22 protein-coding genes and 2 pseudogenes are annotated in these 25,422 nt (G+C 62.0%); 18 read left to right on the plus strand and 6 right to left on the minus strand.

Translation table 11 applies throughout. From position 1 onward, the window contains the following. Positions 1 to 7: 7 nt before the first annotated feature. From APH44_RS03135 to APH44_RS03165, 7 genes are all read left to right on the plus strand, one after another. Positions 8 to 2,998: a serine/threonine-protein kinase gene (locus APH44_RS03135; RefSeq protein WP_054891237.1), complete on the plus strand. Its 2,991-nt coding sequence runs from the start codon at positions 8 to 10 to the stop codon at positions 2,996 to 2,998. After that, a complete protein-coding gene (locus APH44_RS03140) occupies positions 2,998 to 3,702 on the plus strand; it encodes an ABC transporter ATP-binding protein (protein WP_054891238.1) in 705 nt (234 codons plus the stop codon). The genes APH44_RS03135 and APH44_RS03140 overlap by 1 nt, the downstream gene beginning before the upstream one ends. After that, on the plus strand, positions 3,702 to 4,910 hold the full coding sequence (locus APH44_RS03145) for an FtsX-like permease family protein (RefSeq protein ID WP_054891239.1): 1,209 nt from the start codon (positions 3,702 to 3,704) through the stop codon (positions 4,908 to 4,910). The genes APH44_RS03140 and APH44_RS03145 overlap by 1 nt, the downstream gene beginning before the upstream one ends. Beyond that, positions 4,903 to 6,681 (plus strand): SUMF1/EgtB/PvdO family nonheme iron enzyme, encoded by a 1,779-nt coding sequence (locus tag APH44_RS03150; protein ID WP_054891240.1) that lies wholly within the window; start codon positions 4,903 to 4,905, stop codon positions 6,679 to 6,681. Before APH44_RS03145 ends, APH44_RS03150 begins: the two co-directional genes overlap by 8 nt. Positions 6,682 to 6,753: 72 nt before the next feature. Beyond that, entirely contained in the window at positions 6,754 to 7,677 is a 924-nt protein-coding gene (tagQ, locus tag APH44_RS03155) for a type VI secretion system-associated lipoprotein TagQ (RefSeq protein WP_054891241.1), read from the plus strand. 110 nt (positions 7,678 to 7,787) lie between these two features. Continuing rightward, entirely contained in the window at positions 7,788 to 8,702 is a 915-nt protein-coding gene (locus APH44_RS03160) for a hypothetical protein (protein WP_054891242.1), read from the plus strand. Then, the gene (locus APH44_RS03165) at positions 8,702 to 9,157 is read left to right on the plus strand and encodes a hypothetical protein (RefSeq protein WP_054891243.1); all 456 of its coding nucleotides are present in this window, start codon (positions 8,702 to 8,704) and stop codon (positions 9,155 to 9,157) included. The genes APH44_RS03160 and APH44_RS03165 overlap by 1 nt, the downstream gene beginning before the upstream one ends. 54 nt (positions 9,158 to 9,211) lie before the next feature. Here the strand turns inward: APH44_RS03165 and APH44_RS03170 are convergent, their stop codons facing one another. From APH44_RS03170 to APH44_RS03185, 3 genes are all read right to left on the minus strand, one after another. Further along, positions 9,212 to 10,594: an NAD(P)/FAD-dependent oxidoreductase gene (locus APH44_RS03170; protein WP_054891244.1), complete on the minus strand. Its 1,383-nt coding sequence runs from the start codon at positions 10,592 to 10,594 to the stop codon at positions 9,212 to 9,214. 427 nt (positions 10,595 to 11,021) lie between these two features. After that, positions 11,022 to 12,389 carry an ATP-binding protein gene (locus APH44_RS03180; protein ID WP_054891246.1) on the minus strand — a complete coding sequence of 456 codons (1,368 nt, stop codon included), beginning with the start codon at positions 12,387 to 12,389 and terminating at the stop codon, positions 11,022 to 11,024. A 1-nt stretch (position 12,390) separates the two neighbouring features. Next, on the minus strand, positions 12,391 to 13,107 hold the full coding sequence (locus APH44_RS03185; protein ID WP_054891247.1) for a response regulator: 717 nt from the start codon (positions 13,105 to 13,107) through the stop codon (positions 12,391 to 12,393). Positions 13,108 to 13,246: 139 nt separating this feature from the next. Between APH44_RS03185 and APH44_RS03190 the strand changes: the two genes are divergently transcribed. From APH44_RS03190 to APH44_RS29655, 10 genes and pseudogenes are all read left to right on the plus strand, one after another. Further along, entirely contained in the window at positions 13,247 to 15,544 is a 2,298-nt protein-coding gene (locus APH44_RS03190) for a TonB-dependent siderophore receptor (protein WP_054891248.1), read from the plus strand. Positions 15,545 to 15,619: 75 nt separating this feature from the next. Continuing rightward, positions 15,620 to 15,967, plus strand: a complete 348-nt coding sequence (locus tag APH44_RS03195; RefSeq protein WP_054891249.1) for a metalloregulator ArsR/SmtB family transcription factor — start codon at positions 15,620 to 15,622, stop codon at positions 15,965 to 15,967. Between the two features lie 18 nt (positions 15,968 to 15,985). Further along, positions 15,986 to 17,269 carry an arsenic transporter gene (locus tag APH44_RS03200; RefSeq protein WP_054891260.1) on the plus strand — a complete coding sequence of 428 codons (1,284 nt, stop codon included), beginning with the start codon at positions 15,986 to 15,988 and terminating at the stop codon, positions 17,267 to 17,269. A gap of 27 nt (positions 17,270 to 17,296) precedes the next feature. Beyond that, positions 17,297 to 17,767: an arsenate reductase ArsC gene (locus APH44_RS03205; RefSeq protein ID WP_054891250.1), complete on the plus strand. Its 471-nt coding sequence runs from the start codon at positions 17,297 to 17,299 to the stop codon at positions 17,765 to 17,767. Positions 17,768 to 17,776: 9 nt separating this feature from the next. Next, entirely contained in the window at positions 17,777 to 18,478 is a 702-nt protein-coding gene (gene arsH / locus APH44_RS03210; protein ID WP_054891251.1) for an arsenical resistance protein ArsH, read from the plus strand. A gap of 155 nt (positions 18,479 to 18,633) precedes the next feature. Beyond that, positions 18,634 to 18,873: a type II toxin-antitoxin system RelB/DinJ family antitoxin gene (locus APH44_RS03215; RefSeq protein WP_054891252.1), complete on the plus strand. Its 240-nt coding sequence runs from the start codon at positions 18,634 to 18,636 to the stop codon at positions 18,871 to 18,873. After that, positions 18,863 to 19,159 (plus strand): annotated as a pseudogene (locus APH44_RS28915) (type II toxin-antitoxin system RelE/ParE family toxin). The gene APH44_RS03215 and the pseudogene APH44_RS28915 overlap by 11 nt, the downstream one beginning before the upstream one ends. Positions 19,160 to 19,738: 579 nt before the next feature. Next, on the plus strand, positions 19,739 to 20,407 hold the full coding sequence (locus APH44_RS03220) for a hypothetical protein (RefSeq protein WP_054925903.1): 669 nt from the start codon (positions 19,739 to 19,741) through the stop codon (positions 20,405 to 20,407). A 70-nt stretch (positions 20,408 to 20,477) separates the two neighbouring features. Then, the gene (locus tag APH44_RS29650) at positions 20,478 to 21,668 is read left to right on the plus strand and encodes a hypothetical protein (RefSeq protein WP_156343713.1); all 1,191 of its coding nucleotides are present in this window, start codon (positions 20,478 to 20,480) and stop codon (positions 21,666 to 21,668) included. A gap of 15 nt (positions 21,669 to 21,683) precedes the next feature. Continuing rightward, entirely contained in the window at positions 21,684 to 22,361 is a 678-nt protein-coding gene (locus APH44_RS29655; protein ID WP_156343714.1) for a hypothetical protein, read from the plus strand. Here the strand turns inward: APH44_RS29655 and APH44_RS03230 are convergent. From APH44_RS03230 to APH44_RS03240, 3 genes and pseudogenes are all read right to left on the minus strand, one after another. Beyond that, positions 22,354 to 23,337: a hypothetical protein gene (locus tag APH44_RS03230; RefSeq protein ID WP_054891255.1), complete on the minus strand. Its 984-nt coding sequence runs from the start codon at positions 23,335 to 23,337 to the stop codon at positions 22,354 to 22,356. The genes APH44_RS29655 and APH44_RS03230 overlap by 8 nt on opposite strands. After that, positions 23,310 to 23,745: pseudogene (locus tag APH44_RS03235) on the minus strand (hypothetical protein); the annotation flags it as partial. The pseudogene APH44_RS03235 and the gene APH44_RS03230, both read right to left, overlap by 28 nt. Positions 23,746 to 23,902: 157 nt before the next feature. Then, positions 23,903 to 24,376 carry a hypothetical protein gene (locus APH44_RS03240; protein ID WP_054891256.1) on the minus strand — a complete coding sequence of 158 codons (474 nt, stop codon included), beginning with the start codon at positions 24,374 to 24,376 and terminating at the stop codon, positions 23,903 to 23,905. Positions 24,377 to 24,927: 551 nt separating this feature from the next. On the opposite strand from APH44_RS03240, the gene APH44_RS29660 reads away from it, so the two are divergent. Next, a partial coding sequence (locus APH44_RS29660) for a hypothetical protein (protein WP_156343715.1) occupies positions 24,928 to 25,422 on the plus strand: 495 nt, incomplete at its 3' end.

The raw sequence follows: 25,422 nt of genomic DNA on the forward strand, positions 1-25,422 counted from the left end.
GAACATCATGGACATGCAGATCCCCGGATTCGACATCGACGGCGAGATTGGCCAAGGCGCCATGGCCAGCGTCTACCTGGCCACCCAGCGCTCATTGCAGCGCAAGGTCGCGCTCAAGGTGATGGCCGCGAGCCTGGCGGCCGATCCGACCTTCTGCGAGCGCTTCCTGCGCGAAGGCCGCACCCTTGCGCGCCTGGCCCATCCGCACATCGCCACCATCCACGATATCGGCAATGTCGGCGAGCTGTACTACATGGCCATGGAGTACCTGCCCAGCGGCACGCTCAAGGAGCGCATCGCCGCCGGGCTGACGCCGGAGCAAGGGTTGGTCTATGTGCGCCAGATGGCCCAGGCGCTGGGTTATGCCCATGCCCAGGGCCTGGTGCACCGCGACGTGAAACCGGCCAACATCCTGTTCCGTGCCGATGGCAACGCCGTGCTGTCGGACTTTGGCATCGCCAAGTCCCTGGACGATCACACCCAGTTCACCCAGGCCGGTTTCGCGGTGGGGACGCCCAGCTACATGAGCCCGGAGCAGGCGCGCGGGCTTGAGATCGACGGGCGCGCCGACCTGTATGCGCTGGGGGTGGTGCTCTACGAAATCCTCGTCGGCAAGCTGCCCTACAGCGGCACCGATGCACTGTCCACGGCGCTGGCGCACCTGACCGAGCCGCTGCCGGAGTTGCCCATCGAGCATGGGCGCTACCAGGAAATCCTGCGCGGCTTGCTGGCCAAGGACCCCAACGAACGCTTCGCCGATGCCGCTGCCTTGTTGGCGGCACTGGATCGCCTGCCGGCCGACGACAACCAGAGCACGGTGATCCGGCCACTGGTCGTGCCCCCGGCAGCCCCCGAGCTCGCAGGGTTGACGCCAGTGTCCATCGAGATTCCCCAGGCACATGCGCAACCCGAGCCCGTCCAGCGTGAGCCAGAGCAAAGCCGCCCGGCGCCTGTCGTTGCGCCGAAGAAAAAGCCTGCGGTGGCGCTGCTCGCGGTGGCCATCGCAGCGGCACTGGGCCTGGCGGCGGGTGGCTACTGGTTGTTCGCCGGCCACGACGAACCCGCCGTCGCCCCACCTGTGGCACAGACACCGGCCCCACCCAGCGCGCCACCTCCTGTCGCCAGCACCTCGCAGGACAATCAGCGCCCGCTGCTCATGGCGGGCAAGAAGACCCTGTTCCAGCGCGTGCTGACCAAGCCCGGCGCACGCCTGGCCGACACCCCTGGTGGCGCTGCCGGTGACAGCCTGCCGGCCTTCTCGGTGCTCTACGTTTATCAGCGCAAGGATATCGACGGCAAAGCCTGGGTCCAGGTCGGTGCTGCCAGCGATGGCCTGCGCGAAGGCTGGCTGCCTGCAGAGCAGACCAGCGACTGGAAGCAGAGCCTGGTGCTCAAGTTCACCGAACGCTCTGGTCGTGCGCCGGTGATGTTCATGCGTCAGCCCGACGATGTGCAGCAGTTGCTCGACGACAGTTCCCAGGCCCGCGCGCAATTGCTCAAGGCACAGAACGACCCAGCACAGGTACCGCGTGTGCTGGCGCTGGAGCCTGCGGCCAACGCGGTGCCGCAGGACCAGTTCTACCTGATGCCGATCTTCGATTACCGCGAGAGCTTCGACGCCGACGGCCAGCCGGTGCAACTGCTCAACATCGCATCGATCGATCCCGGCAGCAGTGCGGCCGGCAGCACGCCTCAGGCCGCAGGTGTTGCCGGCGCCGGCGACAACAGCTTCCGCACCGGTATCGTGCTGGTGGTGGACACCTCGGTGTCGATGCAACCCTACATCGACCGGGTGCGCCAGGTGGTCAGCGAGTTGCAGCAGCAACTGGCGGCACGCGGTGAGCTGGACAGCGTCAGCTTTGGCCTGGTGGGCTTTCGCAACAGCGTCAAGCGCACGCCGGGCCTGGACTACCTGAGCAAGACCCTGGTCACCCTCGATGAAGGCCGCGACCCTGCGCGCTTTCTCAAGGCCGCGTCGCAGGTCAAGGCCACCACCGTGTCCAGCCATTCGTTCAACGAGGATGCCTTCGCCGGGGTCATGCAGGCGGTCGAGGGCATGGACTGGTCCGGCTACGGCGGGCGCATCGTGTTGCTGGTCAGCGATGCTGGCGCCTTGCGCAAGAGCGATCCCGAGAGCAGTACGCGGATGAACGAAGCCGAGGTGCGTCAGGCGGCGTTGAGCAAACAGATCAAGATTTACGCCCTGCACCTGCGCACCCCCGCCGGGGTAAAGAACCACGGCTCGGCCGAGCAGCAGTACCGCGTGCTCACCGCCGACAGCAACCCGCGTATCGGCGACCTCTACGTGGGGGTGCCGGGCGGCGATGTGAACGCCTTTGGCGCGCGCGTGCAGGAGATCGGTTCGACCTTCGCCGAGCTGGTTCATCAGGTACGCAACCAGCAACCGCAGGCCGTGCCGCTGCTCGCTAGTGGCTCCAGCCTCGCCGCCAAGACCCAGGCCGTGGGCTATGCCATGCACATGGACTTCCTCGGCCGCCGCAGCGCCAGCCAGGCGCCGCAACTGGTGAGTGCCTGGACCGCCGACCGTGACCTGACCAACCCGGCGCTGCCGACCTTGCAGGTGTGCGTGATGCTGACCAAGCTGCAGCTCAACGACCTGCAGCAGTCGCTCAAGCTGATCGTCGATGCGGCGCGCAAGACGCGCAGCTCGCCGGGCGACTTCTTCAATGAAATCGCCAGCGCCAGTGCCTACATGAGCCGCGACCCGGGCGCGCTGAGCAAGGGCGCCAACCTTGCCCAGGGCGGCGTGCTCGGTGAGTACCTCGAGGGTCTGCCGTATCGCAGCAAGTCGCTGAGCATGACCCAGGACCTGTGGTTGTCGCTGTCGGTCGCCGAGCAGGAGGACTTCATCGACGAGCTCGACTCGAAGATTCGCCTCTACGAAACCCTCCACAACGACATGGCCAACTGGGTGCGCTTCGGCAACGCCGAACCGGGCGACGCCCTGTACCGTGTCCCGCTGTCGACGCTGCCGTGATGATCAGCCTGCAGGGGGTGCACAAGACGCGCGGGCGCTACCGCCTGGAGATCGGCGATCTGCGCCTGGGCGCCGGTGAGCGGGTGGCGTTGGTCGGGCCCAGCGGCTGCGGCAAGAGCACGCTGCTCGACCTGCTGGCATTGGTGCTGGCGCCGGATGCGGCGGACGCCTTCACCCTGGAACTTGAGGGCAGCGTGCAGGATGTCGCCGGGCTGTGGCGTGGTCGTCGGCTCGACCGGCTGGCCGCCTTGCGCAGCCGGCATCTGGGCTATGTGCTGCAAGCGGGCGGGCTGCTGGGTTTTCTCGACGTACGCGGCAATATCCGCCTGCCGCGCCAGTTGCTGGGGCTGGCCGACGACGGTGGCGTCGAGCGCCTGGCGGCCGCGCTGGATGTGAGCGACCAGTTGGACAAGCGTCCGGCGGCGCTTTCGCTGGGCCAGCGCCAGCGGGTCAGTTGTGCCCGCGCCCTGGCCCATGCGCCTTCGCTGTTGCTGGCGGACGAGCCGACCGCAGCGCTCGATCCGGTCAATGCCGAGCGGGTGATGCAGCTGCTGCTGCGCCAGGCCGAGGCGCATCGGGTGACCTGCATCATCGCCACCCACGACGAGACCCTGGCCCGCGACGCCGGGCTGCGGGTGCTGCGCATGCACTGTCGACGCGATGCCGAAGGCGGTGTCATCGCGACCTTGGGGCAGGCTGCCTGATGCGCCCGTTGCTGATCGCCGGGTTGGCCTGGCAGGACTACCGCACCGACGCGCGACTGTCGGCCTGCGCGGTGCTGGCGCTGGTGGCGGTGATTGCGCCACTGCTGGTGCTGTTCGGCCTGAAGTTCGGCCTGATCGGCAGCCTGACCGAGCGTCTGCAGCGCGACCCGAGTGTGCGTGAGGTCATTCCCTTGGGTGGGGGACGTTTCACTGCCGATTTCATCGCCGGGCTCGCGGCGCGTCCGGATGTCGCCTTCGCCATTCCGCGCACCCGCCAGATCGCCGCCACCGCCGAGCTGTTGCTGCCTGCACAAGGGCGTGGGGTGACGGTCGAGATGTTGCCGACCGCGCCCGGTGATCCGTTGCTCGACGGCGCCGTGGCCCCCGATGCAGCCGACCTGCGCGACGTGGTGCTGAGTTTCACCGCGGCGGAAAAGCTCGGGGCCCGTCCTGGCGATCACTTGCAGGCCAGTTTCAATCGCCAGCGTGCGGGCGAGGTGCAGTGGCGCCAGACCTCGTTGCACGTGCGTGCCGTGCTGCCGCTGGCAGCGTTCGAGCGCGACGCCTTGTTTGCACCGTTGGCCTTACTGGAGGCCGCCGAGGACTACCGCGACGGGCGTGCGGTACCGGCGCTGGAGTGGGCGGGCGAGCTGCAGGCCGGCAGCGCGGCGCGGGTCTACCCGGCGTTTCGCCTGTATGCCCGCACGCTCGAGGACGTCGAGCCGCTGCGCCAGTTCTTTGCCGAGCGCCAGTTGCTGGTCTCGACCCAGGCGGCGCAGATCGCCCAGGTGCAGTCGCTCGGGCGTAATCTCGACCTGGTGTTCTGGATCATCGCCGCGTTGGCCGTGGCCGGGGCGGTTGCGGCGGTTGCTGCAGGTGCGGTGGCGGCGGTCGAGCGCAAGCAGCGCGAGCTGGCGGTGTTGCGCCTGCTGGGCTTCGGCACCGCCGCGCTGCTGTTGTTCGTGGTGTTGCAGGCGCTATACAGCGGCCTGCTCGCCGCCGGGCTGGCGGCCCTGTTGTATGCCCTGGCCGAGCACGGCCTGAACCGACTGTTCATGCAGGTGCCCGGCGAATACGCCGCTCATCTGCTGCCCATGCACTATCTCGTCGCGCTGCTCGCCGTGCTGGCGGCCAGCACCGCTGCCGCCGCCCTGGGCGGCTGGCGGGTGGCGCGGATCGACGCCTCGCAAGGAATTCGTGATGTCTGAACTTCGCCTCAAGGTAGCGGCCTTGATCGTCACCACACTGGGCCTTGTGGCCTGCTCTCCCGCCGACGGCGAGGACAAGCCCCAGGCCTCCGCGGTCAACACCGCCACGCCCGACCCCGCCGCCACCAGCAAGCTGGACAACCCCAAGCCCCTGGCCGACGACGTCAGCTTGCCGCTGCCCTGTGGCGGCGAGATTGTCTTCCGGCATGTCTACGTGCTGGCGCAAGGCAGCCTCGATGACCGCGAGGTCAACCTGGGTTACCCCTTCAGCGAAGGCGAGGCGGGTTACAAGCAGTCGTTCATTTCCGGATATCGCCGCGACTTCATCAATGGCCAGTTCAGCCTGCAGGACCTGGCCCCCGCCTGGCAGAAGCAGGTCGGCGCCAGCCTGCCCAAGGTCGAGGCAGGCAGCCCGCTCAAACCGATGATGTATTTCATCGGCAAGTACGAGGTGACAGCGCGCCAGTATGCCCAGGTCATGGCCCAGGCTCAGTCGCTGGCCAGCGGCGAGGCCGAGCCCGCCTGCGAACCGGTCACCGAGGCGGCCGGTCGCCTGCCCAAGGTCAAGCTGTCGCGCTTCGAGGCCGAGCGCTTCGCTGCGGTGTACAGCGCCTGGTTGATGAAGCACCACCGCGAGTTGCTGCCGGTCAGTGGCCGGGGCAGCAAGGCCGAAGATGGCGGGACCGGTTTCGTGCGCTTGCCCACCGAAGTGGAATGGGAGTTCGCCGCCCGCGGCGGTTCGGCGGTCAGCCGCCAGGAGCTCGATGGGCGTTTGTTCCCGCGCAAGGTCGAAGGCAGCGACAGTGACGGGCCGTTGGCCGACTGGGCGGTGTTCAACCAGGTTGCTGGTGGCACCGGACAGGCTGCGCGACTGATGCCGATCGGGACCAAGCAACCCAACCCGCTCGGGTTGTTCGATGTGATCGGCAATGCCGCCGAAATGGTCCAGGAGTCGTTCCAGCTAGTGCACGCTGGTCGCCGTCAGGGCGCCTACGGCGGCTTCGTGGTCAAGGGTGGCAACTACCTGGAAGGCGAGACCACGCTGTTCACTGGCATGCGCCGCGAGTATCCGCTGTTCGGTGCCGACGGCACTGAGCAGCGTAACGAGACCACCGGTTTCCGCGTCGCCATCGGTGCCTTGTCGGCGCCGCGTTCGCGCTACCAGGAGCTGTTCGAGCAGTGGCAGAAAGAGGGGCGCCTGGCTGGCCTCACCGACGACATCAATGCCGCCGATGACCCGACCACGCGCCTGGACGGCATCATCGCCGGCGCCAGCGACCCGCGCCTGCAGGCCGAGCTGGGTCTGGTCAACGAAGAGCTCAAGCGCAATGTTTCGCTGATCGCCCGCCAGCGCGAGGAAGCGGCTGGCAACCTGATCCAGTCGGCGGCGCTCGTGGCCGAGACCATCAACAACTACAACATCCGCCTGACCAACCTGCAGAACACCCAGGCCAAGGCCCAGGCCTCGGGCGACCAGACCAGCGCCAGCATGTATGGCGCCGCCATCGCCAACGGCCGCAGCGCGCTGGACGGCGCGCTGGCGATCTACATCGACAACCTGGCCAGCGGCACGCGCTACACCGACGCGGTGATCCAGGCGCAGTTCCAGCGGGTCAAGCAAGAGCTCGAGCGCAAGCCGGTGCTGGGCAAGAGCCTGGAGACCCGCGCCACCCTGTTCGTCCGCCACGTCGGGGAGTACCGCCAGAACCGGCGGGCCGACCCGGCGACGATCCTCAAGGAGCTGCTGGCATCGGCTGCTCCGCGACCTTGAAGAAACCCTGAAAAAAGACCCCGGCCCGCATGAAGCAGGCCGGATCAGCACAACCCGAGAGAGAACCCGACCATGCGCTTGAATCGCACCTCCCTGATCACCGCTTCCAAGGCCCGTGCCGCTCTGCTGCTGGCTGCCGGTTTCAGCAGCGTCCTGCTGACCGGCTGCGCCGGCTCGCCGGTTTCCAAGATCGGTGCAACGACCAAGGTGGAGTACTACCCCAACTGCTACGAGCCGGTGCAGCACCTGCGCTCCACTGACGGCGACATGACTCGCTCGGTCGCCACCGGCGCACTGCTCGGCGCGGTAGGCGGTGCACTGACCGGCGCCCTGGTGGACGGTGACAACCGTGGTCGCAACGCTGCCATCGGCGCCGCCGGTGGTGCCCTGGTCGGTGGTGCGGCGGGCTACTACACCGAGCGCCAGAAGCAGATCAGCGACGACAAGCAGCGCATCGCTTCCTACGCCGCCGACATCGACAAGAGCGCCGCCGACCTGGACCGCACCACCCAGTACGCCAAGGCGTCCCAGGCCTGCTACCAGCGCGAATTCGCCAGCCTGATCCAGAACCGCAAGGCCAACCGCATCAACGATACCGAAGGCCGCAAGCGCCTGGCCGAAATCGTTGCCGGCCTGAACGAGTCGAACCAGCTGCTCGGCACCGTCAACGGTCGTCTGGGTGAAAACCTGAACAACTACACCCAGGCCTACGAGCAGGACCTCAAGCAGGTGGGCGTGCAGCGTTCGGAAGTGGCGGCCGTGGTCCAGCCACCGAAGGCGACCAGCAAGTCTGGCACCAAGAAGGGCCAGGCTGCGGGCAAGACCAACACCAAAGTGCCGACCGAAGCAGTCGCCACCGAGAAGACCCTGCAGAACGCCACCGGCAAGAAAGCCGAGGCCCAGCAAGTCGCCAAGGCGGGCGTGGATCAGGTCAACAGCATGTGCCGCAACCCGGACATGGGTGACTGGGCACCGGTGCCTTGCCCGAACGTTTGATGGGATTGCAGGGGTGCATCGCGCCCCTTTCGCGACGCAGGGCCGCTTCTGCAAAGAGCGGCTTTGCGCTGTGGACAGGCCAGCCTGTAGCTGAGTAAGGACACGTATTCATGAAAGACCTTCTGGTCAACGAATTGGCCAACACCTCGCAGTTTCTGGCGCAGCAGCGCCTGCAGGGGCGCATCGACCAGCAGAAGCTGTTCAAGGCGATCGATGCCGACCCTGGCATCGTCGGTGCGGGTGTCGTGTATATCGATGCCGACTACAACGTGATCGTGCTGCGCGAGTTTCAGCCCATCTGCAGTATCAAGCCCAAGCGCATCATCCTGCGCGAGGCGCCTCGCTACATTGCGCCCCAGCAATTCATGAACCAGTTGCAGACCAACCCGCGTGAGTCGCGCGTGGTCAAGGAGGCGGTAGGCACCACGCTCTCCTGCGCTGGTGCGATCCTGGGTTGGGTCGTCATGTTCAGCGGCACTATCGCCGTCCCCTTCTCCGGCGGTGTGAGCCTCGCGCTTACCGCTGCTGGATATGCAGCAGCAACCGCCAGTACCGCACAGTGCTTTATCGGTGTTGTCAGAACGGTCAACGAGGTCAACGACCCGTCAGCCAATGATGCGATGGATCAGGAGGCCTGGTACAGGGCAGCCACACCGTTGCTCGACGGTATATCGCTGCTTGGCGTCGGCAGCTCGGCCCTCACGACTGTACGCTTCCTGCAGGTGCGCAAGGCGGCCACGGGCGCCAACTGGCTCGACCTGACCCGTTCATTGAGCCGGCAGCAGCGTAGCGCTCTCACCCGCGAGTTGCTGTCGATCAAGCATCCTTCGCTCACCGCGAAGCAACTCAAGCTGCAACAGAGCACGGGTGAGCTGATCAAGCGTCACACGCCCACGCAGATCAAGCACGCCACTCAAACACTGATCAAGGATTCGCTTGGCGCTTCCATCGGTTTCGTCGGCAGCGGGACGGTGCAGGACAAGACCAAGAGCATCGCTCTGGGGCTCTATGAGGAGTTCGAGTAATGAGTCGGCATCCTGACCTTCAGAAGTTTCTCGATCGCTACTTCATGGTGTTCCTGGCGGGGTATTTTCTCTCGCTGTACGCCATGGCCGGGACGTTCTCTTTGGTGTGGAGTACCTATTGCCGTGACTGCAGCCGGGAGATCAACTATCCGCTCAGCCTTGGTGTGCTGGTGGTGACGCTGGTCACGGCGCATGCCGCCGTAGTGCGAGGTCGTGACTGGGGGGTATGGATGGTCGCTGCCCTTTGTATCGGCTCCGTGGTTTTCCTGTTGCCGACCTACGGTTTCAGGCCGCACATGGGGATCTTCCTGAGCATCATAGTCGTCGCGCTGCTGGCATTGCTGGTACTCAACAGCAAGCGCTATCGGGAAATGCGCGTACTGCTGGCAGGGTATCGAGAGAAGAGAAGGCTGGAGCGGCTGAATCGTAATCCCAAGGGGCGTTCGGCCAAGTGAGGGATGCCGAACCCGGCGCTAAAGCGCCGGGCCCGTAAACGCCAAACTCCAGCCTCAACGCTCCGGTCGCAGCACCTTCACGTCCCCAGGCTCCGCCGTTTCCCGCAGGTATTCTTCCAGCGAATCGTCCAGCGCCTTGATCCAGCGGGTGTGGTGCGGCACCGAGGCGGTGCCGGTCATCACCGAGCGGTACGAGCGGTCGCGGTAGCCCATGATGTCGTGCTTCTTGTCGTTCTTCCATTTGAGGAAGATGCGGTTCACCGCGTCGATGTCGAAGCGCGGGTAGTCGGTCTGTTCGATCAGGCGGGCGATGTAGCTGCCCTGGAATTCGTACATCGAGGCCGTGGTCTGCAAGGCCTCTTCCTCGGCGCGCCAGTGCTCGCTGTCGGCGCGCATGGAGGCCGGGTCGGGCAGGGCGATGCGGCCAAGGATCACGTCGCGCACGAACCAGGCCTGGGCGTCGAACAGGTTGAAGCTGTACCACAGGTCCTGCATCCCCAGGTACATCAGCTGCGGGTTGGCCTCCCACACCACGCCCTGGTACAGGCCCAGCGGCCACAGACGGTTGCCGGTGCGCAGGGTCAGGTCGTCGGGCAGGAACGGGAAGTGGTGCTGGTAGCCGGTGCACAGGATGATCGCATCGACGCGCTTGCTCGAGCCGTCGGCAAAGTGCGCGCGGTCGCCGTCGACCCGCTGCAACTGCGGCCGCTCTTCCCAGCCCTTGGGCCACTTGTAGCCCATGGGCTGGGTGCGGTAGGCACTGGTGATCGAGCGCGCGCCGTACTTGTAGCACTGCGAGCCGATGTCTTCGGCGGAGTAGCTGCTGCCGATGATCAGCACGTCCTTGCCGGCGAACTCGAGTGCATCACGGAAATCATGGGCGTGCAGGATGCGTCCGGAGAAGCGCTCGAAGCCTGGGAATGACGGCACCTGGGGTGTGGAGAAATGCCCGCTGGCGACCACCACGTAGTCGAATACCTGTTCGTAGCGCTGGCCATTGGCGTAGTCGTGGGCGGTGAGGGTGAAGGTGCGGCTGGCGCTGTCGAAGCGTACGTCCTTGACCACGGTGTCGAAGCGGATGTACTGGCGTACGTCGGCTTTTTTCACCCGGCCCTGAATGTAGTCCCACAGCACTTCGCGCGGCGGGTAGGAGGAAATCGGGCGGCCGAAATGTTCATCGAAGCTGTAGTCGGCGAACTCCAGGCATTCCTTCGGGCCGTTGGACCAGAGGTAGCGGTACATGCTGCCGTGTACCGGTTCGCCGTGCTGGTCCAGGCCGGTGCGCCAGGTGTAGTTCCACATGCCGCCCCAGTCGGCCTGCTTTTCGAAGCAGACGATTTCGGGCATGGCCGCGCCCTTGGCGTGGGCGGATTGGAAGGCACGCAGTTGCGCCAGGCCGGAAGGGCCGGCACCGATGATGGCGACGCGAGTAGTCATGAAAAAGTCCTGTGATCACGGAAGAAAGGCAAGACTTCCCCAGCCCCGAACGGCAACGAGCCGAGGGCGGTGGAAGCGCGGAAACTTCAGGGGTCAGCAGGCAGGCGGAGGCACGGGGCGCTTGCGCTTGTGCGCCAGCAGGACATCGCGGGGCGGGATCGACAGGGTGTGGAAGAGTGTCGAGAGCGGGGAACAGCCGAGGCTGGAGACGGCGGCAGGGAAGGGCCCGGTGGACTTGCCGATCAGGTTGGCAAGCGGGCCATGCGGCCGACGGATACGTGTGATCTCGTGCATGGGGGCGTGGTTAGCCTCTTTTCGTTATGGGTGCCTTTTTAGCTATAACGCATTGGGGGGAGGGGTTCAAGGTTTGGGATCGTGGTGGATTGTTTGTGGGAGCGGGCTTGCCCGCGAAGAATCCACCACAGTCCTAGCGTGGCAATACCACGATAGCCTCCAGCCCACCGCCATCGCGATTGGAAAGCCGCAACTCACCGCCATGGCTGGCCGCAATCCGCTGGGCAATGCTCAGCCCCAGGCCATACCCACCGGACGCCTGGTTGCGCGAACCCTCTCCACGCACGAACGGATCGGTCACGGTATCCAGCAGGCCCGCGGCAATACCTGGCCCGCGATCCTCGACATGAATCCGCACCTGCGCCGCATCCGCCTCGAGCCGCAGCGAAACCGCCTTGCCATAACGCAGGGCATTGACCAGCAGGTTCTGCAGGCACCGCTGCATCAGCAAGGCATCGACCTTCACCTTGCCCACTTCACCCTGGATCGGCAGCGGCTCTTCGGCGCTGGCCAGGTCGGCGCACAGGCGCGCCACCAGTCGGTCCAGGTCCACCTCCTGCAGGTTCTGTTGCTCGCCGGCGCGTAAGTAGTCGAGCACCTGGCCGATCATGGCGTCCATCTGCACGATGTTCTGGCGCAGGCGCTCTTTGTGTTCGCCATCCTCCAGCCGCTCCAGGCGCAGACGCATGCGGGTCAGTGGCGTACGCAGGTCGTGGGAGACCGCCGCGAGAAAGTAGGCCTTGTCGTTGACCATGGCGATCAACCGCTGCTGCATGGCGTTGAACGCCTGCGCCGCCTGGCGCACTTCCTCGGGGCCTTCCAGGGGCAGGGCGGGTTGCTCCAGGTTGCGCCCCAGGCCGCGGGCGGCATCGGCCAGGCGCCGCAGTGGGCGCAGGCACAGGCGCACGGCCACCAGGCACACCAGCAGCACGGCGACGATGCGCAGGGCATAGACGCGCAGCAGATAGTCGCTGATCAGCACCCAGGCCGACTCACCACTCCAGCCCTGCAGCTCTTCACCATCGATCACCAGCCAGTGGCCGTCCACCATCGGCACGGCGAACTGCAAGTGCGCCTGAGCGGTACGCAGGCCGAACAGGCTGCGCCAGACGATCGGCTGACCAAGCTCATCGGTCAGTTGCACCTTCAGCAGGCGCGCCGGCTGGTCGTGACCAAGCTCGTAGGTCAACGCCTGGTGCAACAGCAGTTCGATGCGGTGGCGCCCACGTCGATCGTCGCGCTGGGCCTTGGGCAGCGATTCGGCGCAGCGCAGGTGATAGCGCGGCGGCACCTGCAACTGGCCGGCGTGACAGTCCGCCTGGGCGATCAGCGGGGCACTGCGCGCAGCGATCAGCCGCACCGGAGCCTCGAACACCTGGGCGAAGCGCACGTCGAACCAGATGCTGCTGGACATCAACTGGATCAGCAGGGTGCCGCTGATCATGATCAGCAGCAGTTGGCCGAACAGCGTCCGTGGCCACAGCCGGCGCAGCAGGCGCACGTCAGGCGCCTGGCTCGCGGGCGATGCTGAGCAGGTAGCCTTCGTTGCGAATGGTGAGGATCTGCGCGCTGCCATTGACGGCGCGGCGCAGATGCTGGCGCAGGCGGCTGATGCACATGTCCACCGAGCGGTCGTCGGGCAGGTGGTCGCGGCCAAAGGCGCTGCGCGTCAGGTGATCGCGCGATACCACGCGGTTGTTGGCCTCGAGCAGCTCGCGCAGCACGCGGTAATCGGAGCGGGGCAGGGTGAGGGCCTGGCCGTCAGGGTGAGTGAGCAGGCGCTTGATGTGGTCGAGGCTGAACCCTGCGAACTGCTGCGCCTGGCTGGCGGGCTCTTCGCTGGGTGTGTCGAGGCGCTGCGGGCGGCGCAGGACGGCCTTGATGCGGGCAATGAGTTCACGGGGTTCGAAGGGCTTGGACAGGTAGTCGTCTGCGCCCACTTCCAGGCCGATGATACGGTCCAGCGTGCTGCCCTTGGCCGACAGCATGATCACCGCCAGGCCCGGCTGCGCCTGCAGTTGGCGACACAGGCTGAGGCCGTCTTCGCCGGGCAGCATCAGGTCGAGCACCACCAGCTCGACCTTGTGCCGCGCCATTTGCTGGCGCATCTGCTCGCCATCGGCGGCAGCCAGCACGTGGTAGCCGGCATCGGTCAGGTAATCGCAGAGAAGTTCGCGAATCTCGTCGTCATCGTCGACAACCAGCAAGGTTGTGCTCATTGAGGGGGACGCCTGTCAGGGGCGCTTGAAAGGCGCCCGTTACGTTCCATTACATCCCCGTACAAGCCGGGGATGGAGCCCAGAGGGCACATCCCTAGAATCGTAGCAAAAACCATCTGCGAATACGAAGCCTTCCCAAATGAAACCTCAGAGCATCCCCGGGGCTTGCGCCCGCTTCACCCGCGGTGGCAGCCGCCTTTCGCCGCTTGCCTTGTGTATCGCCTTCAGCCTGTCCGCAGGCGCCTTTGCGGCTGATCCCCAGCCCCTGGAACTGGGCGCCACCAACATCGAAGACAGCGCGCTGCCCAGTGCCGACGACGCCGGCCAGCTCGGCTACACCGTCGAGAGCACGCGCAGTTCCACCGGCCTGAACCTGACCCCGCGCCAGACCCCGCAGTCGGTGACCAGCATCACCCGCCAGCAGATGGATGACCGCGATGTGCACAGCATCGAGCAGGCGCTGGATACCGCCCCGGGGATCAGCGTCAGCAAGATGGAAGTGGGCGGGCGTACCGATTTCCGCGCCCGTGGCTATTCGATCAGCAACTGGAAGATCGATGGCCTGCAGTTCCCCGGCGGCTCTGACTTCAGCGGCAGCGGCAACGCGCTGAACCTGGACCTGTACGAGCGCATCGACATCGTCCGTGGTGCCAACGGCCTGCTCGGCGGCACCGGCGACCCGTCGGCGACGGTCAACCTGATCCGCAAGGCGCCGACCCGCACCTTCGGCGGCAGCGCCTATGCCACTTACGGCAGCTGGGACAAACGCCGTCTGGGCGCTGACCTCAACCTGCCGCTCTCCGAAGACGGCCGCCTGCGCTCGCGCTTCGTGGTCACCCAGCAGGACGCCAACTCGTTCCGCGACAACCAGTCCGAGCGCGCCCGCGCAGCGCTGGCCAATTTCGAGTTCGACCTGGACGACGCCACCACCCTCGGCGCCGGCTACCAGTACGAATACAACAAGGTGGTCGGCGGCGGTTGGGGTGCCAACATCCCGATCTGGTATGGCGACGGCAGCAAGACCGACCTCCCGCGCAGCACCAACGTGGTGCCCAGCTGGAGCTTCGGCGAGTACATCACCCGCACCACCTTCGGCTCGCTGCAGCACCGCTTCGACAACGACTGGACCCTGGACCTGAAAGGCTCGCAGAGCACCAGCGATGCCCTTAACCACCGCGGCCTGGCCAAGGTCAACTCGTCCGGGCGCGGCGTCTACGGCGGCTACTGGGACCAGGATGGCAGCGGCGCGGTGCTCAACGGCCTGCACAGCTCCAGCGACACCACCCAGCAATCGGCGCAGATCGACCTGTCTGGCCCGTTCCAGATGTTCGGCCGCACCCACCAGGCGATGGTCGGCTACAACGACAGCCGCACCGTGGCCTGGTCGCCGGAATACACCTGCACCATGGTCAGCGCCAACAGCGTCAGCGCTCCGGCCCTGGGCTGCCAGTTCCGCGCCAACAACGGCCTGCCCCTGAGCAACTGGCTCAACGGCGTGGACAGCGACTACGACATGCTTGCCTCGCAGACCGGCCGTCACAGCAAGACCACCACCCGCCTGCAAGGCATGTACGCCGCTACCCGCCTGAGCATCACCGACCCGCTGTCGGTGATCCTCGGCGTGCGCAGCACTGACTACTCGGCCACCACCCGCAACGTCAGCGGCGTGCGCAGCAACCAGCAGAACAACGGCATCGTCACCCCCTACCTGGGCGCGGTGTATGACCTCAACGACACCTACTCGGTGTACGCCAGCTACACCGACATCTTCAACCCGCAGACCGAAGAGACCGCCAGCGGCACCAAGGTCGAGCCGATCCGCGGCCAGAGCTACGAGACCGGCATCAAGGCCGCCTGGTTCGACGGCCGCCTGAACGCATCCGCCGCGTACTTCCGCACCAAGCAGGAGAACAAGGCAGTCACCGACGGCGACCTGCTGACCCCGACCGGCGCCACCGCCTACAAGGCAGGTTCCGGCCAGGAAACCGACGGTATCGACCTGGAACTCGCAGGCGCCCTGACCGAGAACTGGAACGTCTACGCCGGCTACACCTACCTGCACTTCCGCCGCCTCGACAGCGACGGGCGCAGCGATCCGTCGCACCTGTTCAAGGCCTCGACCACCTACCGCCTGTCCGGCCCGCTCGACCGCCTGACCCTCGGCACCGGCGTCACGGCGCAGACCAACATCCGCGCCCTGTCCACCCCAGCCGGCCAGCCGACCAACGGTGTCAGCCGTAGCTCGAGCGACGTCAACTGGTCGGGCTATGCGATCTGGAATGCCATGGCTAAGTACCAACTGACCGACGACACCAGCGTCAGCCTCAACGCCAACAACCTGTTCGACAAGCACTACTACACCCGCTACGGCTTCTACGCCGGAGCGATCTATGGCGATCCGCGCAATCTGTCGCTGACCGTCAGCACGGCGTTCTGATCAAACGACAGCACCTGTTGCAATCTACATATGGAAATTCGTATATTCGGATTTCCATATGTTCAGGTGCCTCCCATGATCACCCCCACCCAGGTCTTCAAGTCCCTCGCCGACGAGACCCGCGTTCGCGCTACCTTGCTGATCGCCCACCTTGGCGAACTGTGTGTGTGCGAACTGATGTGCGCCCTCGACGACAGCCAGCCGAAAATCAGCCGCCACCTCGCCCAGTTGCGCAGCGCCGGCCTGTTGCTGGACCGCCGCCAGGGGCAGTGGGTGTACTACCGCCTCAACCCTGAACTGCCCGCCTGGGTCAGCGAGCTGTTGCAGGTCACCGCCCAGGCCAATGCCGCCTGGCTCCAGGACAACATCGCCCGCCTGCAGCACATGGACGATCGCCCCGTCCGTGCCGCTGCCGGCTGCTGAGTGGACGAGTACCTGCCGATGCTGATCGCCGCCTGCGTCTTCGTCTTCACCCTCATCCTGGTCATCTGGCAGCCCAAGGGGCTCGGTGTTGGCTGGAGCGCCAGTTTCGGCGCACTGCTGGCGCTGCTGTTCGGCGCGGTGTCGTTGCACGACATACCCGCCGTCTGGGCGATCATCTGGAATGCCACGGCCACCTTCATCGCCATCATCATCGTCAGCCTGCTGCTCGACGAGGCCGGCTTCTTCGAGTGGTCCGCCCTGCATGTGGCGCGCTGGGCCCGCGGCAGCGGACGCCGCCTGTTCGCCTTCATCGTGCTGCTGGGTGCCGCAGTTTCTGCTCTGTTCGCCAATGACGGCGCCGCGCTGATTCTCACCCCCATCGTCATGTCGATGCTGCTGGCGCTGCGCTTCTCGCCCGGCGCGACCCTGGCCTTCGTCATGGCCGCAGGCTTCATCGCCGACACCGCCAGCCTGCCGCTGGTGGTGTCGAACCTGGTGAACATCGTCTCGGCCGACTACTTCGGGCTGGGCTTCAGCGCCTATGCCTCGGTGATGCTGCCGGTCAACCTGGTGGCCGTGGCCGCCACGCTGCTGGTGCTGTTCCTGTACTTCCGGCGCGACATCCCGGCGCGCTATGCCCTGGATGACCTCAAGGCCCCCGCCCTGGCCATCCGCGACCGCGCGACCTTCCGCGTCGGCTGGGTGGTGTTGCTGGCGCTGCTGGTGGGCCTGTTCGTGCTCGAGCCGCTGGGCATCCCAGTCAGCGCAGTGGCCGCAGCCTGCGCCGCCGTGCTGTTCGCCGTCGCCGCCCGTGGCCACGTGATCTCCACCCGCCGCGTGCTGCGCGAAGCGCCCTGGCAGATCGTGGTGTTCTCGCTGGGCATGTACCTGGTGGTGTACGGCCTGCGCAACGCCGGCATGACCGATGCCCTCGCCACAGTACTCGACCGCCTCGCTGCCCACGGCCTATGGACAGCCACCCTCGGCACCGGCCTGATCGCGGCGTTGCTGTCGTCGGTGATGAACAACCTGCCCAGCGTGCTGGTCGGTGCCCTGTCGATCCAGGCCAGCGGCGCCGAAGGGCTGGTGCGCGACGCGATGATCTACGCCAACGTCATCGGCTGCGACCTCGGCCCGAAGATCACCCCCATCGGCAGCCTCGCCACGTTGCTCTGGCTGCACGTGCTGGCACGCAAAGGCATGCGCATCACCTGGGGGTACTACTTCAAGGTCGGCATCCTGCTGACCCTGCCGGTGCTGCTGATCACCCTTTCCGCCCTGGCACTGCGCCTGGGCCTTTGAAAACCGCCACGCGGCGGGGAGCGAGCGATGCGAATCCTGTTCATGTGCACTGCCAACAGCTGTCGCAGCATTCTGTGCGAAGCCCTGTTCAACCACCTTGCCCCGCAAGGGTACCAAGCCGTCAGTGCCGGCAGCTTCCCACGAGGCCAGGTGCTCCCGCGCAGCCTGCAGACCCTGCAGCAAGCCGGCATTGCCATCGATGGCCTGAGCAGCAAAGGCAACGAAGCCTTTGAAGGCAGCCCGCCAGACATCGTCATCACCGTCTGCGACAAGGCCGCTGGCGAAGCGTGCCCCGTGTACTTCGGCCCGGCGCTCAAGGCCCACTGGGGGTTGGAAGACCCTTCCGACGTGGTGGGCGACGACGCCACAATCGACGCCGCATTCCGCGCGACCCTCGCGCATATCCAACGGCGCTTCGAGGCGTTCTTTGCGCTGCGTCCGGATGCACTCGACCGTGATCAGCTCAAGCGCGAGCTGGACCGCATCGGCACGCTCTGAGGAGGGACCATGTCAGACATCCTGCCGAACCTCGACCTGTCGCTGTTCGACGACCTGCCCGGACAGCCGCTGGACAACGCTCACCCCCCGCGCATCCTGCTGCTGTACGGCTCGACCCGCGAACGCTCCTTCAGCCGCCTGCTGGTCGAAGAAGCCGCCCGTCTGCTGCAGCACTTCGGCGCGGACACCCGCATCTTCGACCCCTCCGGCCTGCCCCTGCCGGATGACGCCCCTGTCGATCACCCCAAGGTCCAGGAACTGCGCGAGCTGGTGCAATGGTCCGAAGGCCAGGTCTGGTGCTCACCGGAGCGCCACGGCGCCTTGTCGGCGGTGTTCAAGGCCCAGATCGACTGGGTCCCCCTCGAACTCGGCGCCATGCGCCCCACCCAAGGCAAGACCTTGGCGGTGATGCAGGTGTGCGGCGGGTCGCAGTCGTTCAACGTCGTCAACCAACTGCGCGTACTCGGGCGCTGGATGCGCATGTTCACCATCCCCAACCAATCGTCGGTGCCCAAGGCGTATATGGAGTTCGATGAGGCGGGGCGGATGAAGCCCTCGCCGTATTACGACCGCGTGGTGGATGTGATGGAGGAGCTGGTGAAGTTCACGGTGCTGTTGCGCGGGCGGGCGGAGTATCTGGTGGATCGGTATTCGGAGCGGAAGGAGAGTGCGGGGGAGTTGGCGAAGCGGGTGGGGCAGGGGGCTATTTGAGGGGCTTTTTGACCTGCCTCGCAGGGAAACTGACCGGTTGTAGCTTTTGGCGGAACCGAATCGGGGAGCGACACGCCAGTTGTCGTTTCAGCTTCCGTGTTGGGCCTCTGCACGGCATTGTAAAGACCAATGTCATTACGCAGAGGTCCCTTTTCATGGCATCCATCAACGTCCGTATCGACGACGAACTCAAGGCGCGCGCCTACCGCGAATTGGAGAAGCTGGGCGTGACCCCGTCCGAGCTGATGCGCCAAGCACTGCAATACGTTGCCGAGCGTGGGCAGCTTCCGTTCAAGACCGTGCTGGTTACGGAGGAGGACGAGGCACTGTTGGCAACGGTCCGTGAGCGACTTGCCGATCCCCAGCGTGTGAAGGTTTCACTGGATGACCTATAGCCTTGAGTTTGATGCGCGAGCGCTGAAGGAATGGCGCAAGCTGGGGGACACGGTTCGGCAGCAATTAAAGAAAAAGTAGGTCGCGGTCCTGGAGAACCCTCGGGTTGAGGCCAACCGGTTGAGTGATCTTCCAGACTGCTACAAGGTCAAGCTACGTAGCAGTGGGTATCGCTTGGTTTACCAGGTTGTGGAGCAGCAGGTTGTCGTGTTTGTAGTGGCTGTGGGTAAGCGGGAGCGGGAGGGGGTTTATCGAGCGGTTGCTGCGCGGGTAGCGAACCGGGAGTAGCGGTCGATATCGAAACGGACCTCTATGCTTGAAACTACTCTTACCAGCGCTGGCTACTTTCGGAATCTGACGGAACCCCAAAATGAAAAAACCTGCCAGAAGGCGGGTTTTTCGGGGGCTCCAGAGATTTTTAAAGCTTTCAATGGAACCTTGAATGGTGCGGCACCAGGAATCGACCCCGGGACCTACTGATTACAAGTCCACCCTATCGCCCAGCGTTCATTGATAAAAGCCGGCTATCAGCTGATTTTATTGGTTATTCACGGATATTTGGGTCAGGTATCCGGGAGCACTGTGGACACTCTCGGTGGCCCAACGCTGCACATCCCTTCAATCCTTTGTACAGTGTGCAATGCCTGCCAGCTCCCTGTGGCCCACGCCGCGCCGCTGTAGCCAGCCATTGCACAGCCCAAGCCCTTTGCATTTTTTTCCGAGGCGAAGCGCGTCGGCGGGAGGGGGATAAGTGATTTTCTGTCGCTTTTTTTTCCCAGCAGCTTTTGCAAGAACGAGGTGCTTGGAAGTCTTCCCTCAGTCGGGTCATGGCATACTGCCCGCATCTCAACTGGGTCGGTTAGACAAATGGATATGGACGGCTTCAACCAGTGCCTGATGTACATCCAGGCGACGACTGTTAAGCCCACCGTGGACAAGTACCTACCATTGGTTGGTACAGTCGTTGGTGCTGGCTTGGCGTTTGGTCTTAATTTTTTCTCTACCGCACGTAAAGAGGCAAAGACGAAGGCTGCGAAAAAGCGCTGCTGCGAGGAGGACTGTCACGAGCTGATGAACATTTGTGAACAGTCGATTCGTAGTCTTCTCGAGCTTTCCGAGGCCCTCGCCCTAAAGAAAAGACCCACTGGACACAACTTGGTCTCGGCCGTGAGCCTCCCGCTTTTGGATAAGTACTACCCTGAAATTGCTCACTCGTTCAGTGTCGATCAACGATACTGGATAAAATTGATTTTCAGGCATGTTGAAGTCATCAATAGAGGTCTTGAGAAATTAGTGGTGGCTGAGCTTGATACCTCCCTATATCGCATATCGATTGAGGTCATTAATTTGGAGTCAATTTTGTTGGAAAGCTACAAGCTTTGTCTTTGCATAATTTCGGATAAAAAATTTGAGTTCTCGCAACATCATGAAGCGTTGATGGAACTCGGGATGAATTCTGATCACGTAAGCTGGTTAAAGATGCTGCAGAAAAATGCTGAAGCCGGTAACGGAATGCTGAATTTGCCGAACAATTGATGGGCGGGCCAATCTATCTTCGACCATAAAATCTGCAATATAGCAGACTGCAGTAATTGGGAGTTGTCACGTGTCTAAAACTGCATACTCAATTAGCTTCAAACGAGAGTTGGATGTAGAGCAACTGCTAGCGCTCCATCTGAATTGCTCTGTAGATGAGGCTGCTTCTATTCTTGGTAATGTTCCTGCTGATTTAAAGTCATTTGTGCAGAGTGATGTAAGATGCCCGTATTGTGGGGTGTCTGGTGGTTTGATCGTAAATGCAGGGAAAGCACGTGGTAGTGCGAGGATAGTTAAACAAGCGCATTTTCGATTTGTAAATAATCGGGGTGAAGAGGCGCATCTTGACTTTTGTGAGCAAAATCCAAAGCTGCTAGATCGCTCGGTTGTAGAAGGAGACGTATCGCTTTCTTCATCTAGAAGTAACTTGATGCGTCAAATTAGGGAGTTGGTTTGCAAGGGTATCGAGCAAGGGGTTTTCAATCAGGGTGACATGGTGAAGATGAGGAGGTGGTACTACGAGGTTAAGCTTGCTAACGGATTTGACATGTCAGTAAGCCCCCTCACGCTTGAGTTTACAAACAAGCTTTTGCAAATTAGATGGGTTAAGTCAGTGCCTTTTCATCCTTCGCACCCGTTGGCGCCAAACTACGATTGGAATTTTGAAGCAAAAGCTAAATTAGTGCGAGAACAAAAAGAACTGATTCGCGCGATGGAAAATTTAGCTGTTCATAGAGGGAAAGGTGTTGAAGGTATACTTCAGAAAAATATGGGACGGCGATGCTTTGACCCATCTGAGCTAAGACCTTGCTACGAAAAAACTATATCGCTGTGCTGCTATTTGGCCCGCTGCCTTGGTCAAAATATAAGAGGGCAACAAAAAATTCAGTTCGGAGATGCGCCCTCTGAGTTTTTGGCACTTTGCTCGCTAATTCTATTCGTGTATGACTGGGATTTGAATAAAGCGACAGCTAAAATTTCTTTCCTTCTCAGTGTGCGAACAATTGATGATAGGCTACTTGGTAATATCATTGGTCTAAATCCTTTCCATGACTATGAGGCGTGGCGAGTGATTAAAGGTCTTCATGACTTGAGTGCGATCTATGATATCGAGCGCGACTTCAATCAAGTGCTGGATTCTTACGTCAGTGGTATGAAGCTAGAGCATGCTGAGTGGCGTATGGAAAATGGGATAATCCCTTCGCCCCCTTCGCCCCCACGTCGTTCGCTTTCAGATGACCTTGATGATATTCCTTTTTAATTATTGAGCTTAATCATGGAACTTAACTCTATTATAACTCCTGATGCTGCGTCTGCATTGATAGGTGCAATAATCGGCGGTGCGGCCACTCTGCTAGCTACATTAATATCGAATTCTCTTAGTAAGAGGAATGCTAGAGCTGAGCACCTGTCGACTATTGTAAATTCGATTAAGTTGATTAAGGTTGAGTTGCAGGCTGCATGGGGGATTTATCGCAGTGAGTATGCTGGTGAGCTAGAGTCGTTAGAGGATGGAGAGCCGTGCATTTGTTTATGGCCTATTGGTAAAGATACATTTACTATATATAATTCAATGCCTCATTGTTTGGTGGAGATTAGCCCGCTCACCTCAGCTAAGGTAGTTGAAGTATACATGCGATTAAAGGGGCTTGTTGCTATGATTGAAGAAAACAACTCCTTCGTTTTGGCTGTAAAAAAAGCAGGCCATGAGAAATTATCTGAAATGGTTGGTTTGGCCGAAAAACAAGGTGATAACTCTCTCGCTGAAGCTGCGAAGCATCAGGAATTTTATGAGGAGTATGTCCGTCTTGAAGCGATTAAAACTGAAATGGGACTCTATGCTGATGCGATGAAGCTGCTTAGTCGTTCCATTGCTGCTGAGTTTGAAGGCATATTTTCATCCCTCGATAAGGAGCTAAATGAGCTGAATGTGGCTATCAGCAAACTTAGCTAGTTGAGGCAAGCGTAACGGCTTTAAGATCGACGCTCAATGACATTGCAGTTGAGGCCGCCGTACTAAATACAGTTGCATTACTCGGCACCGGAGTCGGGCCATGCACATGCCCAGCCAGTTGGGTGTTCATCTCTTGGACCAGGTCGAGCACGTCACAGAGCACCTGCAGCACATTCACTCCTTCCGACCCCAGCCACGTCTTTGGCGCCTGCAGGCACTGACTTACAGTGACCACGCTTCGGCGTAGACCTTTGATTTGTTCCTGGTAGTCGCCGCCGATCGTCGCATTGAGCTTCTGCCCCACTACCAGGTTCAGATCGCGGCCAGTCGCCTGGTGCAGGTCATCGACTGCTGCCAGGCTGGCGGATCCGCCCGACAACAACTTGAGCGCGCCCAGGGCTTCAATCTTCTTGATACCCCCGATCGTCTCCGTCGAATGGTCATCCACGGCGCTGGTGTGGCTCTGATAGCGCTCGGTGTTGCTCAGGGCGTCCACCTCGCGCTCGATCGCCTTGTCCTGGATCTTTCCATCCGTCTGGCGCAGCCAGTTGCCGTCCGCGTCCACGCGCTGCTGGCAGGCCTCGCTGTGCTGCCAGACCTGTTCGCCTTTCGGTACCCGAGGCAAGCTCAGGCCATGCGGCAGGATCTGCTGAATGAAGGGCTTGTGCGGCAGACCGTAGGCGAACGAGACCACGACCGTGGTGCCCTCCTCGGGGAAGCCGAACATGCCGGCTTCTTGGCCGCCCATCGGCGCTGGCAGCGGCAGACTGGTGAACACCGGCAGCGCCGGATCCGGCTCGCCGTCTGGCAGCAGTACCTGGACATCCACGCCGAAGCGCGGGCGGAAATCGTCACACAGCCCGGGCGCCGCCGGCGCGTCCGGTACCGCGACCACGCGACCGAAGCGCGGCAGGTGATAGCCCCCGGTGATCTCGGGAAATTGGCGCTCTACAGCGCGGCGGATTGCGTCTTCCATCGAATGGCCATCTGGTTGCCGGCGAGGGCCACATGGGTGACGCGCTCGCCCTGGTTGATCGTTGCACCAGGTCGCAGCCCGGGAAGGGCCGCGATCATGGCGCTCTGGTTACCCTGGTAGCTGTCAAACAGCTCGACGGGCAACTGCAGCGCAGGACGCACGCCGAAATAGCTATCGGCCCAACTGCCCACGAATACCTCGCCGTCGCCCTGCTGCTGCCACATGAAGTCGGGAATGTCGTAGACCTGGGCCAGGCTTTCCATCGCCTGGTAGCCCGCCGCCAGGCTGTAGAAGTACGGCGCCCGACTCGAGGCGTAGGGCCGATCGGGGCGCGGAAGCGCAGCCAGGTTCGGCGGCTGGCCTCCTGAGTACGGTGCGCAGATCCACATGGCGAGGCTTCCTCGGCACGAGTAAGCCTGGCGGCGGTTGATGACCTGCTCCAAGCAACTCGTCGCGACCTGAATCTGGTGGCGAGGCGGAAGCTCAACGCAACGGTAGGGGGAGATCGGCAGGAGCAGCGGATCGAAGGCATACGTAAGAGCGTCACGGCGAGCAGCCAAACGGCTCAGGCGGGGGTACCTTGAGTCCCCCTTGCCTTATGCGCTAAGACGACATAGTCGTCGATGATTTCTTGCCTGCAATCATCTCCGTAGTCTTCGTGAAAATCCCTTTGAAATGGCGCCGCCTGAATCACGGCGTATCTGGCATGCCATCCCCTAGGTCGGGTGATGAGCGTGTGAGGGAGGGTTGTATCGAATTGGTCAGCGGTGATGTCCAGGTTGTGTCCTTCGATCCTCAGCCAGATGTGCCGTTGCTGCCTATCTTCCTTCAACTCCCCTGTCACCACTTCGATAGCAATGCCTTCGTGTTCCTCACTCAGAAACCACGCCAGCAGCAAACTGGCGTATTCACAGCAGGACGTGGGGAACATGGAAAACAGGTCGAACGCAAACCGTTGGGGTGGGGTTTGCCGGAATGCCTTTGAGAAGGACTTAGCGGACTGAGCGACGTCTTGCGCGAGGCTTGGGGACTGGGCCATCTGAGTCGTATCTCATAGCCGAAAACAAAAAAGGCCCACCTTTCGGTGAGCCTCTTGAGTATTACGTATGGTGCGGCACCAGACGGACGGTTTCTTGCTGTGAAGGCCGGGGATTCGCGGGACTGGAATTTGATGGATTTTGTGGCGTACCTCAAAGGGTCGCTATAAATAAATCAGCTGTTTATGGCGTTTGGTGGAATCGAATTGGGGAGTGGAATCGCGTCATTGACGGTGAGCATCGCGTAGGCAGAGCAATGAAAGGTGAGGGCCGTATGCCCTGTGTTCGTAGAGGGCAATCACGGACGGCGGCAAACGGCCAGAAGCAGTCGATTAATGACGGGGGTGGCTATCTGCTTTTTCTGAGGATATTTCACTACCTTGCTCGTCGTTTGATTTGTTTATCAGCAATGAAAAAGCATGCATAATGATTACAGTTGGAATGGAAAAGCATCGAGCCTGAATTAGGCTAAAAGGCGGAACTGGGTAATTTATATTGTCTCCCACGAAAGTCTTGATGAGGAGGTTTATGTTGATGATTCTGGAGGATGTTTGTGAGTGAAGATAAAGGTGGCGAGCGAAAACGGCATCAAATATCGACCTTGAAGGATTTTGGAGTAGTTGATGTTGGTGACTTCATCGCGGATGAAGAAATTTTGCGAATTTTTTCGCGATCTGCTAAGCATCTGATATACGAAAAACATTCTGGTGTTTCTTATAGTGCCATTGACACTACAATAGAGCAAAGGGCCAGTATTGCACATCTAGACCAATTGTTGATCCAAGCAAAAAGAAAATTCAAAGGAGTGCATGGAGAATCGCTTCAATCTTATAAAGGTACCATTCTAACAGCGATTTTTTGTGCTGATGAAGTTGTTGTAAAAAAAGCTATCGATAACTTTGAGGGATTTATAAGGGAAACCCCGTCCGTCAAAAATGTCGTGGAGCGTCGCGACAACTATGTCGTTTGGATAAGTGAATTTGGTGTTGAGCACTGGATAAAGAAAACATCGGAAGTTAACTCAGGCGTATTATCTAATTTTTATAGT

Source organism: Pseudomonas sp. NBRC 111143, from assembly GCF_001320965.1.
GTDB classification, from domain to species: domain Bacteria; phylum Pseudomonadota; class Gammaproteobacteria; order Pseudomonadales; family Pseudomonadaceae; genus Aquipseudomonas; species Aquipseudomonas machongensis.